Annotated in this window: 14 protein-coding genes; 2 read left to right on the top strand and 12 right to left on the bottom strand. The window is 57.3% G+C overall.

From position 1 onward, the window contains the following. Positions 1-252 precede the first annotated feature (252 nt). The gene (locus tag MKZ79_RS00490) at positions 253-1,251 is read left to right on the top strand and encodes a TIGR04086 family membrane protein (protein WP_336139155.1); all 999 of its coding nucleotides are present in this window, start codon (positions 253-255) and stop codon (positions 1,249-1,251) included. Positions 1,252-1,329: 78 nt separating this feature from the next. Here MKZ79_RS00490 and yfcD read toward each other — a convergent pair whose 3' ends face one another. Both yfcD and yfcF read right to left on the bottom strand, forming a co-directional pair. Next, positions 1,330-1,848, bottom strand: coding sequence for an NUDIX hydrolase YfcD (yfcD, locus tag MKZ79_RS00485; protein WP_336139154.1), 519 nt, complete (start codon positions 1,846-1,848; stop codon positions 1,330-1,332). A 92-nt stretch (positions 1,849-1,940) separates the two neighbouring features. After that, positions 1,941-2,588 carry a glutathione transferase gene (gene yfcF / locus MKZ79_RS00480; RefSeq protein ID WP_336139153.1) on the bottom strand — a complete coding sequence of 216 codons (648 nt, stop codon included), beginning with the start codon at positions 2,586-2,588 and terminating at the stop codon, positions 1,941-1,943. A 169-nt stretch (positions 2,589-2,757) separates the two neighbouring features. On the opposite strand from yfcF, the gene MKZ79_RS00475 reads away from it, so the two are divergent. Next, positions 2,758-3,651, top strand: coding sequence for a TIGR01777 family oxidoreductase (locus MKZ79_RS00475; protein WP_336139152.1), 894 nt, complete (start codon positions 2,758-2,760; stop codon positions 3,649-3,651). A gap of 14 nt (positions 3,652-3,665) precedes the next feature. Here MKZ79_RS00475 and hisP read toward each other — a convergent pair whose 3' ends face one another. The 10 genes from hisP to accD all read right to left on the bottom strand — a co-directional run bounded on the left by hisP (position 3,666) and on the right by accD (position 12,893). After that, a complete protein-coding gene (gene hisP / locus MKZ79_RS00470; protein WP_336139151.1) occupies positions 3,666-4,436 on the bottom strand; it encodes a histidine ABC transporter ATP-binding protein HisP in 771 nt (256 codons plus the stop codon). An 8-nt stretch (positions 4,437-4,444) separates the two neighbouring features. After that, positions 4,445-5,161, bottom strand: coding sequence for an ABC transporter permease (locus MKZ79_RS00465; RefSeq protein WP_336139150.1), 717 nt, complete (start codon positions 5,159-5,161; stop codon positions 4,445-4,447). Further along, complete coding sequence (locus MKZ79_RS00460) at positions 5,158-5,844, bottom strand: histidine ABC transporter permease HisQ (RefSeq protein ID WP_336139148.1); 687 nt, start codon at positions 5,842-5,844, stop codon at positions 5,158-5,160. Before MKZ79_RS00460 ends, MKZ79_RS00465 begins: the two co-directional genes overlap by 4 nt. Positions 5,845-5,933: 89 nt before the next feature. After that, positions 5,934-6,713: a lysine/arginine/ornithine ABC transporter substrate-binding protein ArgT gene (gene argT / locus MKZ79_RS00455; protein WP_336139147.1), complete on the bottom strand. Its 780-nt coding sequence runs from the start codon at positions 6,711-6,713 to the stop codon at positions 5,934-5,936. 224 nt (positions 6,714-6,937) lie between these two features. Next, positions 6,938-7,507, bottom strand: a complete 570-nt coding sequence (locus MKZ79_RS00450; protein WP_336139146.1) for a UbiX family flavin prenyltransferase — start codon at positions 7,505-7,507, stop codon at positions 6,938-6,940. Positions 7,508-7,595: 88 nt separating this feature from the next. Then, positions 7,596-9,113 carry an amidophosphoribosyltransferase gene (gene purF, locus MKZ79_RS00445; protein ID WP_336139144.1) on the bottom strand — a complete coding sequence of 506 codons (1,518 nt, stop codon included), beginning with the start codon at positions 9,111-9,113 and terminating at the stop codon, positions 7,596-7,598. A 36-nt stretch (positions 9,114-9,149) separates the two neighbouring features. After that, on the bottom strand, positions 9,150-9,635 hold the full coding sequence (gene cvpA / locus MKZ79_RS00440; RefSeq protein ID WP_336139143.1) for a colicin V production protein: 486 nt from the start codon (positions 9,633-9,635) through the stop codon (positions 9,150-9,152). A 326-nt stretch (positions 9,636-9,961) separates the two neighbouring features. Continuing rightward, positions 9,962-10,672, bottom strand: coding sequence for a cell division protein DedD (gene dedD, locus MKZ79_RS00435; RefSeq protein WP_336139142.1), 711 nt, complete (start codon positions 10,670-10,672; stop codon positions 9,962-9,964). Beyond that, entirely contained in the window at positions 10,662-11,921 is a 1,260-nt protein-coding gene (gene folC / locus MKZ79_RS00430) for a bifunctional tetrahydrofolate synthase/dihydrofolate synthase (protein WP_336139141.1), read from the bottom strand. Before folC ends, dedD begins: the two co-directional genes overlap by 11 nt. Positions 11,922-11,984: 63 nt before the next feature. Next, positions 11,985-12,893 (bottom strand): acetyl-CoA carboxylase, carboxyltransferase subunit beta, encoded by a 909-nt coding sequence (gene accD, locus MKZ79_RS00425; protein WP_336139140.1) that lies wholly within the window; start codon positions 12,891-12,893, stop codon positions 11,985-11,987. Positions 12,894-12,912: the final 19 nt, after the last annotated feature.

Raw genomic sequence — 12,912 nt, 5'->3', positions numbered from 1 at the left:
ATAATAAAAGAATCTTTCAAGCGGAAATAAGTCGAAAACCGCTATTTCAATCAGGCGTCTCGTGCTTCCCTTCTGGCGTTTTTTGTAAGCAAAACACCCCCTTTCCTGTTGAATTATAAGACAAAAAATCGAGGTGAAATTATTCCTGGTAGAATTCAGCTTCCGGTGCCAGGCTTATCATGGCAAGAGACTGAGTCTTATCGATAATAATGTCATCAGGAACCAACCGATATCAGGCAAGGGAGTTCTCTCATGAGCGATCATCAAATTCATCCGGTTTATAATGAAGTAAATAGCGGTCTTCCGCTAAAACGTATTTCATGGAGCGCTATTTTTGCGGGCGTGATCCTTTCTATGGTTATTTATTTGCTGCTGACCGTTTTAGGCACGGCGATAGGTGCCACCACCATCGATCCTTTAAAAGAGCAGAATCCGCTTGATGGCCTGGGCACCGGCGCCACCATCTGGACAGGATTAAGTATGCTGATCTCTGTCGGCGCGGGCGCTTATATTAGCGGCCGTCTGGCACAGCGCGAAGGTGCGCTGCACGGACTGCTGATGTGGGCGGTTAATACGCTGGTCTGCGTCTGGCTGGTCGTTGCCGTGCTCAGCAGCGCGGTGAGCGGTACTGCCAGCGTGGTCGGTTCCGGCTTCAGTATGCTGGGCAATGGCATCTCCGCTATCGCGCCTTCCGTCGGTCAGAACATCAAGCAGAAGCTGCAGGAAAACAATATCGACCTGAATAATCTGCAGAACGAGCTGGAAACCACGCTGCGTCAGACCGGTAAGCCGGAACTGCAGCCGGAAAAACTGCAGCAGGACGCCAACAAGGAAGCCAACACCGCGCAGAATCAGGCAGAGAATACCGCGCAAAACCAGCAGAACGCCGATACCGATCTGGCTAACTGGTTTTCTGGCGTAGTGCAGCGCAATCAGGCTACGCTGCAGGCTGCTGACGTGGACGCGCTGAAAAACATCATTAAAGCCCGCACCGGCAAAAGCGATCAGGAAGTCGATCAGATCGTCGCCCAGACTCAGCAGAGCTATGAGCAGGCTTATCAGAAATATCAGGAGCTGAAAAAACAGGCTGAGCAGAAAGCCCGTGAAGCAGGCGATAAAGCCGCCGCGGCCACGGCGAAAGCCAGCTGGATTACGCTGATTGTCCTGCTGGTCGAAGCTGCTATCGCCGGCTGGTTAGGTATGCTGGGCCGCAAAACGCAGCCTCGTCTGGCCGTACGCGAAACCCGTTAAGCAGCGTCGTTAAAAAAGCAGAACCCCATGAAAGCATGGGGTTCTTCAACGCTCTTCAGGCCGCTATAGCGGCCTTTTTTAACGGTGTTGCTCGCCGTTACGGCTTAGCCACAGCGACAGCGCCTTCAGCGAATCCGCAGTGAATTCGTCGCAGCGGGCGGTGATCTCTTCCGGCGTCATCCAGAATATCTCTTCCACTTCTTCTTCCTGCATCGCGAAAGGGCCATGAGAAACGCAGCTAAACAGCCCGCCCCAAACGCGGCAATAGTCGTCTTCATAGTAAAACAGACCGTGTTCAGCGAAAGGCACGGCAGCGATGCCCAATTCTTCCTCCGCCTCGCGGCGCGCCGATTCCAGCATCTCTTCGCCGCTCTGCACCACGCCGCCCGCCGTCGCATCCAGCATCCCGGGCATAAAGTCTTTATTCTGCGTCCGACGCTGCACCAGAATCTTTCCTGCGCCGTTGTGCACCACAATATAGGTCGCGCGATGACGTAAACACTGCGCACGCATATGCGCGCGGCTGGACTGCGCGATCACTTCGTTATCCTCGTTAACGATATCCACCCACTCCGTGTTGCTGTCTTGCTCCACCATCCCTAACCCTTACTTGTCTGGCGCTTTTGCGCTCGTTGATGCCTGCCCGCGCAGTCTGCCACGGGCTGTCTTAAAATATTGATCCCGCTGTGTCATTGCGCGGCATCTTTAAAAGATTCTGTCAGCCAGAGCTGTACCGAAGCGCGCTGCCACTGAAAATGGGCGTAATCGGCCAGAGGTTGCGGCACGCTGTCGCCATGCAGCGCCAGCCTGTTAATCATTATCGCCAGATCCGTGTCCGCTATCGACCATTCGCCGAAAAGATTCTGCTGGCCGGACGGCAGCAGGCGTTCGACGGCGGAAATAAGCTTCTCAGCGGAACGGAGCGCGGCTGCGGAGAGCGGCGGAAAGGTTTCGCCGGCAAAGATCGCTTCTGTTGGCCTCTCCTGACGCAGCGGCAAAAAATCGCTGCGCAGCCAGGCCTGAATCTCTCTGGCCCTGGCGCGCTTTTCACGCTCGCGCGGATAGAGCCGCTCATAGTCCGGCGCGGGAAAGCGCTCTTCCAGATATTCCGTGATGGCGGAAGACTCAGAGAGCAGAAAACCGTCAAGCTGCAGCGTCGGCACGCGCCGCGTCAGTGAGAGCTCGCCGTAGGCTTGCTGAAGATGCTCCCGGCTTGCGAGATCGAGGCGCTTTACCGAAAACGGCACGCCCTTTTCACTCAGCGCGACAAAGACGGACATCACATACGGACTAAAAAAACAGGCGTCAGACCACAAAACAACGTTAGGAGAGTTCATTCCGGGTTCCTTAAAGCGCGGCGTCTGCACTCTGTTTACCCATTTTTCTGACGAAAGGCAATCGGCACGCGAGACGCTGAGGTTGGCGACGGTCGCGGGACGCTCTTTTCCGCTAACTTCGCCTAAGCTTATGGCATGCTTAACGATACTATTTGGGGAGAGTTTCAGCATGCACATTTTACTCACGGGCGGTACCGGCCTGATCGGTAGCCACCTGATTCCTCGTCTGTTATCCCGCGGCGAAAGCGTGAGCGTGGTTACCCGCGACGTGGTCAGCGCGCGCCAGAAGCTGGGTGAAAAAGTGAGCCTGTGGTCCGGCCTGGATCAACAGCGTAATCTTGACGGCGTGGATGCCATTATCAACCTGGCCGGCGAGCCTATCGCCGACAAACGCTGGACCGAACAGCATAAACAGCAGCTATGCGAAAGCCGCTGGCAGATTACCGAACGGCTGGCGACGCTGATCAACGCCAGCGCCACGCCGCCCGGGGTGTTTATCTCCGGCTCGGCGACGGGCTTTTACGGCGACACCGGCGATCTGGTGCTCACCGAGGACGATCCCGGCCAGCAGGAGTTTACCCACAAGCTGTGCGCCCATTGGGAATCGCTGGCAATGGCGGCCGACAGCGACAGAACGCGGGTTTGCCTGCTGCGCACCGGCGTGGTGCTGGCGAAACAGGGCGGCGCGTTGGGCAAAATGAAACTGCCCTTTAAGCTGGGCATCGGCGGCCCGCTCGGCAGCGGCCAGCAGTATATGCCGTGGATACATATCGACGATATGCTGAACGCCATTCTGTGGCTGCTCGACAATCCGCAGCTGCGCGGCCCGTTTAACATGGTTTCGCCCTATGCGGTGCGCAACGAACAGTTCGCCGCTATGCTGGGACACGCGATGCATCGTCCGGCCTTTATGCGCACGCCCGCCAGCGCGATTAAGCTGATGATGGGCGAATCCGCGGTGCTGGTGCTGGGCGGTCAGCACGTGCTGCCAAAGCGGCTGGAGGATTCCGGCTTCAGCTTCCGCTGGTATCAGCTGGACGAGGCGCTGGCGGACGTGGTGTAGCTCAGCCACGCGCTCTACTTCAGCGCGCCCGATAAAAACTGCTGCAGCCGTGGGCTCTGCGGATTATTAAACAGCGCTTCCGGCGGCCCCTGCTCTTCTATTCTGCCCTGATGCAGAAAGATAACCTGGCTGGAAACGTGACGGGCGAACTCCATTTCGTGCGTCACCACCACCATGGTTTTGCCCTCTTCCGCCAGCTTCTGCATGATGCGCAGCACTTCGCCTACCAGCTCCGGATCGAGCGCTGACGTTGGCTCATCAAACAGCAGCACTTCCGGCTCCATCGCCAGCGCGCGAGCGATGGATACGCGCTGCTGCTGACCGCCGGAAAGATTCACCGGATATTTCGCCCGGGCACGCTCGTCAATGCCCACTTTTTCCAGATAGTGGATAGCGCGCGACTGCGCTTCCGCCTTGCTCAGTCCCAATACCTGGATCGGCGCTTCCATCACGTTTTGCAGCACCGTCATATGGCTCCAGAGATTAAAGTGCTGGAATACCATGGTCAGGCTGGTGCGCAGCGCCCGAAGTTGCTCTTTGTCAGCAACCTTTAGCTGACCGTCGCTGTCGCGCACCAGATTAATCGGCTGATTATTAACGGAGATAGATCCTTCGCTGGGCTTTTCTAGGAAATTAATACAGCGCAGAAATGTACTCTTTCCCGAGCCGGAAGAGCCGATGATGGTAATGACGTCGCCCGCGTTCGCCTGCAGCGAGACGCCTTTCAACACTTCATGATCGCCGTAACGCTTATGCAGCTCGGTGACGTTTAGTTTATTGGCCATAGCTCTGCTCAGTGGGTCGAAGAAGATTTTATATGTGCCAGCCAGCGTTTTTCCGCCTTACGGAACAGGCTAATCAGCACATAAGAGATAATCAGGTAAAGCGCCGCGGCGATACCGAAGGCGGTAAAAGGCTGATAGGTGGCGGAGTTGATATCACGCGCCACCTTCAGCAAATCCGGCACGGTAGCGGTAAACGCCAGCGCCGTAGAGTGCAGCATCAGGATGACTTCGTTGCTGTAGGCCGGCAGCGCGATACGCAGCGCCGAAGGCAGGATAATGCAACGCCAGAGCTTAAAGGTGGAAAAACCGTAGGCGCGCGCCGCCTCGATTTCACCATGCGGCACGGCGCGGATGGCGCCGGCGAAAATTTCCGTGGTATAGGCGCAGGTATTGAGCGTCAACGCCAGCAGCGTGCAGTTCAGGCCGCTACGGAAAAAGGCGTTCAGCAACTCGCTGCCCTTGACCACTTCCAGCGTGTACATCCCGGAGTAGAACACCAGCAGCTGCACATAGAGCGGCGTGCCGCGAAAAACATAAGTAAACAGCCAGACCGGCAAGCGCACGACTTTCAGGCTGGAGACGCGCGCTATCGCCAGCAGCACCGCCAGGCAGCCGCCAAGCGCCACGGAGATAATCAGCAGCCAGAGCGTAATCGCCACGCCGGAAAAGCGGTAGCCGTCCGACCACAGCAGAGCTTTCCCGTACTCCTGCAGGATATCGATCATAAGTCAGCCCTCTTGACGCCCACCGAGTAGCGACGATTCAGCCACCACAGCACGCCGTTGGAGAGCGTGGTGAAAATCAGGTAAATCACGCCGGCCACGATGGCGAAATAAAATGGCTGCCAGGTACTTTTACCCGCCAGCTGCGTCGCTTTCACCACATCTTCCAGCCCCAGCAGCGATACCAGCGCGGTAGCTTTGAGGATAACCTGCCAGTTGTTGCCGATTCCGGGTAGCGCGTAGCGCATCATCGCCGGAAAAAGAATGCGGCGGAAGGTCTGAGAAGCGCTAAAACCGAAGGCTGTCGCCGCTTCGATTTGCCCTTTCGGCACGGCCATAAAGGCGCCGCGAAAGGTTTCAGTGAAGTAGGCGCCGTAGATAAATCCCAGCGTGATAATGCCCGCCGCCAGAGGATTGATATTAAACTGGCTGAAACCCAGCAGATCGGTAAGCTGGTTAAGCGCGATTTGCAGGCCGTAGAAAATCAGCAGCATCAGCACCAGATCGGGCACGCCGCGGATCAGCGTAGTGTAGCCTTCAAAAAGCATCACCAGCGCGCGACGTCGGGAGAGCTTGGCGGCGGCGCCGATCAGGCCCAGCGCCACTGAAAGCAGCACCGAGCTGAGCGCCAGCTCCAGCGTTACCATCGCGCCTTTAAAAATAAGTGCAGAGTAGCCATACAGCATAAGCAGTTTCCTGTCTGATTCTGAACGTTTGACCCGCCGCGCGCAGGGCAAATCGGGGAGAGCCAGCGCCCTCCCCGTGACAGGTTTTCTTAACCGCCGTACACGTCAAAATTGAAATATTTTTTTGCCAGCTTGTCGTAGGTACCGTCTTTGCGCATGTCGTCGAAAGCTTTATCGATAGCGGCTTTCAGCTCGGTGCTCTCTTTCGGCAAACCGATGCCGGTGCCGACGCCGAAGATTTTCTCATCTTTCACTGCCGGGCCAGCAAAAGCGTAATCTTTGCCTACAGGCTGCTTGAGGAAACCTTCGCTGGCGGCGACTTCATCCTGGAAGGCAGCGTCGATACGGCCAGCGGTGAGATCCTGATAGACCAGATCCTGATTGGCGTAAGGCGTAACGGTGACGCCTTTAGTGCGCCAGTACTGGTTAGCATAGGTTTCCTGAGTAGTGCCCTGCAGCAAACCAATGGTTTTGCCTTTCAGCGACGCTATTGTCGGTTCGATCTTAGAGCCTTTCGGCGCAATCAGACGGGCATTGGCCGCGTAGAGTTTTTCAGAAAAGGCGATCTCCTGCTGGCGCTTTTCCGTAATAGAGAGCGAAGAAATAATCGCGTCGATTTTTTTCGCCTTCAGTGACGGGATCAGCGCGTCGAAGTCGCTTTCCACAAAGGTACACTTAGCCTCCATACGCTTGCAGAGTTCATTGGCCAAATCGATATCAAAGCCCACCAGCTCGCCCTGAGCGTTTTTCGATTCGAATGGCGCGTAGGTTGGATCGGTGCCGATACGCAGCGTTTTCGGCGCGGCGGCAAAAGCGCTGCCGGCAGAGAGCGCCAGCAGCAGGGAAAGAGCCATAACCTGCTTCTTCATAGATTATCCTCAGAGTTTTATTATGGAGGGGCCAGCGCAAACACTTGCAGGTTTCATGCCAGCTTTCAGGCAAAGCGATTGGGCGCACCGGGTCAGGGAAACGTTAAAAAAACGCGACCCGATGGCGAGGATAGCGAAGAAAAATGCATCGCTTTGGTGCATTTTTTGCACGCAAAGCGTTTTTATGCGGAAAAATGCACCAAAAAGGAGCGCGAGACAGGCGTCTATGCACCCTGCCAGCGCGTGAAAAGATCTTCCGCCAGTTCGATCTCGAACTGATCCAGCACGCGGTTAACCGTCTGATCGACGATATCCATCACTTTTTCCGGACGATGATAGAAAGCGGGCACGGGCGGCATAATAATCGCGCCCAGCTCCGCCGCGGTAGTCATCATGCGCAGGTGACCGAGATGCAGCGGCGTTTCGCGCACGCAGAGCACCAGCCGACGCCGCTCTTTCAGGATCACGTCGGCCGCGCGCGTGAGCAAACCGTCGCTGTAGCTGTGGACGATGCCGGAGAGCGTTTTCATCGAACAAGGCAGGATCGCCATGCCATCGGTTTTAAAAGAGCCGGAGGAGATGCTGGCGGCGATATCGCGCGCGTCATGCACCACATCCGCCATCGCCTGCACGTCGCGCACCGAATAGTCGCTTTCCAGCGCCAGCGTCTGCCGCGCAGCCTGGCTCATGACCAGATGCGTTTCCACGCCTGCAACCTGCTGCAGGATCTGCAGCGTGCGCACGCCGTAAATCACGCCGCTGGCGCCCGAAATGCCGATGATCAGTCGTTTCATAATAGTCCTTAGCCGTCTGTGTCCGCGCCGCAAAAAAAATGGGCCGGAATTGCTTCCGACCCATGATACCAGGAAACCTGCGAACGCATCAGCCTTCGTTGTGCATTTCCAGGTTTTCCACTTCGTTCTGCCGCGCTACCGCTTTGGCGTCGTCATTGCGCAGCGACTGGATATGCTCCAGATAACGCTGGTCAACGTCTTTGGTAACGTAGACGCCGTTGAACACCGAGCACTCAAACTGGGCGATATCCGGATTTTCTTCGCGTACAGCTTCGATCAGATCGTCCAGATCCTGGAAAATCAGCGCATCGGCTTTAATTAGCTTACAGATCTCATCAACTTCACGACCGTGCGCAATCAGTTCGGTCGCGCTTGGCATATCGATACCGTAAACGTTCGGGAAACGGATTTCCGGCGCGGCCGAGGCCAGATAGACTTTTTTCGCGCCCGCTTCGCGCGCCATCTCAATAATCTGCTCCGAGGTAGTGCCGCGCACGATGGAGTCATCCACCAGCAGCACGTTCTTGCCGCGGAACTCGGCGCGGTTGGCGTTCAGCTTGCGACGTACCGCGCTGCGGCGCTGATGCTGGCCCGGCATGATAAAGGTACGGCCCACATAGCGGTTTTTCACAAAGCCCTGGCGGTATGGCTTGTCCAGAATACGGGCCATTTCGAGCGCGATATCGCAGGAGGTTTCCGGAATCGGAATAACCACGTCGATATCCAGATCCTCCCATTCGCGGGCGATTTTTTCGCCGAGCCTTGTGCCCATACGCACGCGCGCGCTGTAGACGGAAATTTTGTCCAGGAACGAGTCCGGGCGGGCAAAATAGACGTACTCGAACAGGCACGGATTGAATTTCGGGTTCTCCGCGCACTGGCGGGTGAAAAGCTGCCCTTTTTCGGTGACGTAGATCGCCTCGCCCGGCGCGACGTCGCGCAGGAACTCAAAGCCCAGGGTATCCAGCGCCACGCTTTCAGAAGCCACCATATACTCATTGCGGCCATCCGGTAGCGCGCGCTTGCCGATCACTAACGGACGAATGCCGTTAGGATCGCGGAAAGCGACCAGGCCGTGGCCGATAATCATCGCCACGCAGGCGTAGGCGCCGCGCACCTGCTGATGTACCGACGCCACTGCCGTAAAAATGTTTTCGGCTTCCAGCGGGTAGTGCTGAACGCGATCCAGTTCTGCCGCAAAAATATTGAGCAGAATTTCCGAATCGGAAGTGGTGTTGATGTGACGGCGGCCGCTTTCAAACAGCTGCTTGCGCAGCTCGTGGGCGTTGGTCAGGTTGCCGTTATGCGCCAGCGTGATGCCGTAAGGCGAGTTGACGTAAAAAGGCTGCGCTTCGGAAGCGCTGGAGCTTCCAGCAGTCGGGTAACGTACGTGGCCGATGCCCATATTGCCCTGCAGGCGCTGCATGTGGCGAGCTTCAAACACATCGCTCACCAGGCCGTTCGCCTTGCGCAGGCGGAAGCAGTTTAAAGCATCGATAGTCACGATGCCCGCAGCATCCTGGCCACGGTGCTGCAGCACCGTTAACGCATCATAAATCGACTGGTTGACCGGCATAAAACCGGCGATCCCGACAATACCGCACATGTGGTCATTTCCTCATAAGCCGCAACCCCGGCTCGATTACCGGGGTAAAAAACTCGACGTGCTTTTCAGGTAGTCGAAAAACCACCTGATAATATAGCTAAACTGGGGAATCAGCTGAGACTGTTGCCAGTCCTGACTTTTGGAAAAGCCGGTGAAGGTATCCAGGAAAAACAGCATGGCCGACACAATCAGTACGCCGCGTAATGCCCCGAAACAGACTCCCAACACCCTGTCGGTTCCCGACAGGCCGGTTTTTTCAACCAGCGAACCAATCACATAGTTGACTATCGCGCCCACAATTAGCGTGGCGATAAACAAGGCTGCGATGGCGATTCCATTTCGAACCAGTTCGTCTTCAAAACCTGTGAACCAGACAGCAAGGAAGGAGTAGTAATGACTGGCGACAAAAAATGCGCAACCCCAGGTGACGAGCGATAATGCTTCCCGAACGAACCCGCGGATCAGGCTGACAAGAGCCGAAAAACCAATAACCGCAATAATGACGTAATCTATCCAGACCATGAACTCTTCCAGCGACTGTGCCTCTGATCAGGCTGCATTTTTCTGCCGCGTACCGCGGCGGCACGGGGCAACACAGAACGCAGCCTGAGTTCGGGGCGAATTCTAACAGAAAAAGAAAACGTTTGCGTACCTTTTCCTTAACCGTTCTGATGAAAACCGGGCATGAAAAAAAACGGCGCGGAGCCTGCGGGAAAAAGCGTGAAACAGGCTGGCCGTAATGCCTCGGCAACTGTTTGTTTTAACTTATTTTACACGCCACCGCTTCGGCTGAAGCGGCGGCCTGACAGCGCCTGAAAGGCGCTGCCTTTTTCAACGATAGCGAACGCCTAACGCGCGCTGTAAGGCTTAACCACGCCGCTCAGACCGGAAATGCCTTTCAGCTCGCCGACCGCGCTCTGCATTTTCGCTTTCGAGGCGTCCGGCCCGACGTAAATACGGGTGATTTCACCCTGCACCGGCGTCGACGGCACCGTATAGGCGCGATAGCCGGAAAGGCGCAGCGAGGCGACAATCTCGTTGACCTTGGCTGCGTTTTTCAACGCGCCCAGCTGCACGACCCAGGCTTGCCCTGCCGGCGCGCTCTCCTGCCGGGTTTCCGGCTTAGCTTCCGGTTTAGGTTCCGTTTTCACTACCGGCTTCGGTTCCTGCTTCGGCTTTTCTACCGGTTTCGGCTGCGGTTTGGGTTTCTCAACGGGTTTTTCCGCAGGCTTTGTCTCTACGTGACTTACCGGCGGCGGCGACACCACGGTTGGCTGATTGTCAGCCTGCGGCGCGGTCGAGCCGCTTTCCGCCTGCGAGGTGTTTTCACCCGCGACCGCCGAGCCGGCGCCTTCCGGCGGCTGCGCCGGTAGCGACTGCGTTACCGGCGGCACCATTTCCGTCTCCTGCTGATCGCCAGGCCTGGGCACCAGCGGAATGGCGGCGAACTCCTCTTTGTAATGCTTTTTCTTACCGTCCAGCAGGCCCGGCAGCACAATCACGCCCAGCGCCACTATAATCACCGTTCCCACTAAACGATTCTGAAACTTACTTGCCACTGCCACTCTCCGTTTCCATCGTTTCCATTACCTGCGCTACGGTGTGGAAAGAGCCGCACACCAGCACGATATCCTGCGTTTCGGCCTGTTGCCGCGCCTGGTGAAACGCCGCGGCGACGCTGGAGCAAGCCTGGCCATCCGGCAGATGGGCCAGCAGCTGTTCTGCCGTCGCGCCTCTTGGCCCTGCCAGCGGCGCGCAGTACCAGTAATCCACCTGCGGCGCGAGGCAGGCCAGGGTACCGGCAATATCTTTGTCATGCAGCATACCGACCACCGCGTGAACCTTGCCGCTTTTCGGCAGCTCGCTCAGGCGTCCGGCCAGATAACCTGCCGCGTGAGGGTTATGCGCGACGTCCAGAATAATGCGCGGCGACTCTGCAACGGTCTGGAAACGACCGGGTAAAACGGCCTTATCCAGCTCGTAAAGCGTTTCATCGGCCACGTTAAGCGGCGCAGCGCGCAGCGCGGCCAATGCGGTAGCCGCGTTGGGTAAAGGCACCTGCGGCAGAGGCAGACCGTTCAGCGTCCCCTTCGCGTCGGTAAAGCTCCAGTCGTTTTCGCCGACGCAGTAAGACCAGTCATGGCCGCGCCTCAGCAGCCGCGCGCCTGACGCCTCGGCCACTTCGCCAATGGTATGCGGCATATCGGGCTCGCCGACCACGGCGGGCTTGCCGCTACGGAACACCCCCGCTTTTTCCCGGCCGATGCTCTCGCGATCCGGGCCAAGCCAGTCGGTGTGATCGAGCGCGATGCTGGTGATCACCGCTACGTCGGCATCGACGATATTGGTCGCGTCCAGACGACCGCCCAGGCCGACTTCCAGGATCGCCACGTCTAACTGCGCACGCTTAAACAGCCAGAGCGCGGAAAGCGTGCCGTATTCAAAATAGGTCAGCGAAGTGTCGCCTCGTCCCTGCTCGATATCGGCAAAAGAGGCGGTATGGTCGGATTCAGGCAGTTCCTCGCCCTGAATGCGCACGCGTTCGGTATAGCGCACCAGATGTGGCGAGCTGTAGACGCCAACGCGATAGCCTGCGGCGATCAGCAGCGTTTCCAGCGTGCGGCAGGTAGTGCCTTTGCCGTTGGTGCCGGCGACGGTAAAGACGACCGGAGCGGGTTTTAACAGGTCAAGATGCGCGGCGACGCGCTGCACGCGCGCCAGCCCCAGTTCGATAGCCTGAGAATGCAGATTCTCAAGATAATGAAGCCACGTGACCAGAGGCGACGTGGCTTGAGGAAGATTATCCATGTATCCCGTTCACAAGTTACGGTTCATTGGTGAAAGGGCGACGCGCGCCCTTTCGGTCATCGGTCAGGCTTCCGGGGTTTGCGGCGCCTCTTCCACTTCCTGTACGCGCTCTACCTGCGGTTCCGGCAGATTCATCATCTTCGCCAGAATGCTGGCCAGCTTGAAGCGCATCACCGGACGGCGCACGATCATATCGATAGCGCCCTTCTCGATCAGGAACTCGCTGCGCTGGAAGCCCGGCGGCAGTTTTTCACGCACGGTCTGCTCGATAACGCGCGGGCCGGCGAAGCCGATCAGCGCTTTCGGCTCGGCGATATTCAGATCGCCCAGCATCGCGAAGCTGGCGGAAACGCCGCCCATCGTCGGGTCGGTCAGCACGGAGATATAAGGCAGTCCACGCTCCTGCATTTTCGCCAGCGCGGCGCTGGTTTTCGCCATCTGCATCAGCGACATCAGCGCTTCCTGCATACGCGCGCCGCCGGAAGCGGAGAAACAGATCAGCGGGCAGTTGTCTTCCAGCGCCTGCTCAACGGCGCGAACAAAGCGCGCGCCAACCACGGAGCCCATAGAGCCGCCCATAAAGGCGAACTCAAAAGCCGCCGCCACAACCGGCATACCGTGCAGCGTGCCTTTCATTACGATCAGCGCGTCTTTTTCGCCGGTGTCTTTCTGCGCCGCGACCAGACGATCCTTATACTTTTTGGAATCGCGGAACTTGAGCACATCTTTCGGCTCCAGCTCGCTGCCCAGTTCGGTCATCGAACCTTCATCCAGCAGGCTGTGCAGACGATCGCGGCCATGCATACGCATATGGTGATCGCACTTCGGGCAGACTTCCAGATTACGCTCCAGCTCGGCGCGGTAGAGAACCTGACCGCAGCTGTCGCATTTAGTCCACACGCCTTCCGGAATGCTGGCTTTGCGCGATGGAGTAATTGTGCTCTTGTTGAGAATTTTTTCAATCCAGCTCATTGATGACCTGTTATGTTGT

The organism is Erwinia sp. CGal63, from assembly GCF_037026505.1.
Lineage (GTDB): Bacteria > Pseudomonadota > Gammaproteobacteria > Enterobacterales > Enterobacteriaceae > Erwinia.
This window is presented reverse-complemented; position numbering and strand designations above follow the sequence as displayed.

Coding starts and splice junctions, on each gene's coding strand:
- hisP (WP_336139151.1), bottom strand. CDS start 4,436: ATGGCCAATAAACTAAACGTCACCGAGCTGCATAAGCGTTACGGCGAT.
- accD (WP_336139140.1), bottom strand. CDS start 12,893: ATGAGCTGGATTGAAAAAATTCTCAACAAGAGCACAATTACTCCATCG.
- folC (WP_336139141.1), bottom strand. CDS start 11,921: ATGGATAATCTTCCTCAAGCCACGTCGCCTCTGGTCACGTGGCTTCAT.
- MKZ79_RS00465 (WP_336139150.1), bottom strand. CDS start 5,161: ATGATCGATATCCTGCAGGAGTACGGGAAAGCTCTGCTGTGGTCGGAC.
- MKZ79_RS00475 (WP_336139152.1), top strand. CDS start 2,758: ATGCACATTTTACTCACGGGCGGTACCGGCCTGATCGGTAGCCACCTG.
- yfcF (WP_336139153.1), bottom strand. CDS start 2,588: ATGAACTCTCCTAACGTTGTTTTGTGGTCTGACGCCTGTTTTTTTAGT.
- purF (WP_336139144.1), bottom strand. CDS start 9,113: ATGTGCGGTATTGTCGGGATCGCCGGTTTTATGCCGGTCAACCAGTCG.
- MKZ79_RS00450 (WP_336139146.1), bottom strand. CDS start 7,507: ATGAAACGACTGATCATCGGCATTTCGGGCGCCAGCGGCGTGATTTAC.
- yfcD (WP_336139154.1), bottom strand. CDS start 1,848: ATGGTGGAGCAAGACAGCAACACGGAGTGGGTGGATATCGTTAACGAG.
- cvpA (WP_336139143.1), bottom strand. CDS start 9,635: ATGGTCTGGATAGATTACGTCATTATTGCGGTTATTGGTTTTTCGGCT.
- argT (WP_336139147.1), bottom strand. CDS start 6,713: ATGAAGAAGCAGGTTATGGCTCTTTCCCTGCTGCTGGCGCTCTCTGCC.
- MKZ79_RS00460 (WP_336139148.1), bottom strand. CDS start 5,844: ATGCTGTATGGCTACTCTGCACTTATTTTTAAAGGCGCGATGGTAACG.
- MKZ79_RS00490 (WP_336139155.1), top strand. CDS start 253: ATGAGCGATCATCAAATTCATCCGGTTTATAATGAAGTAAATAGCGGT.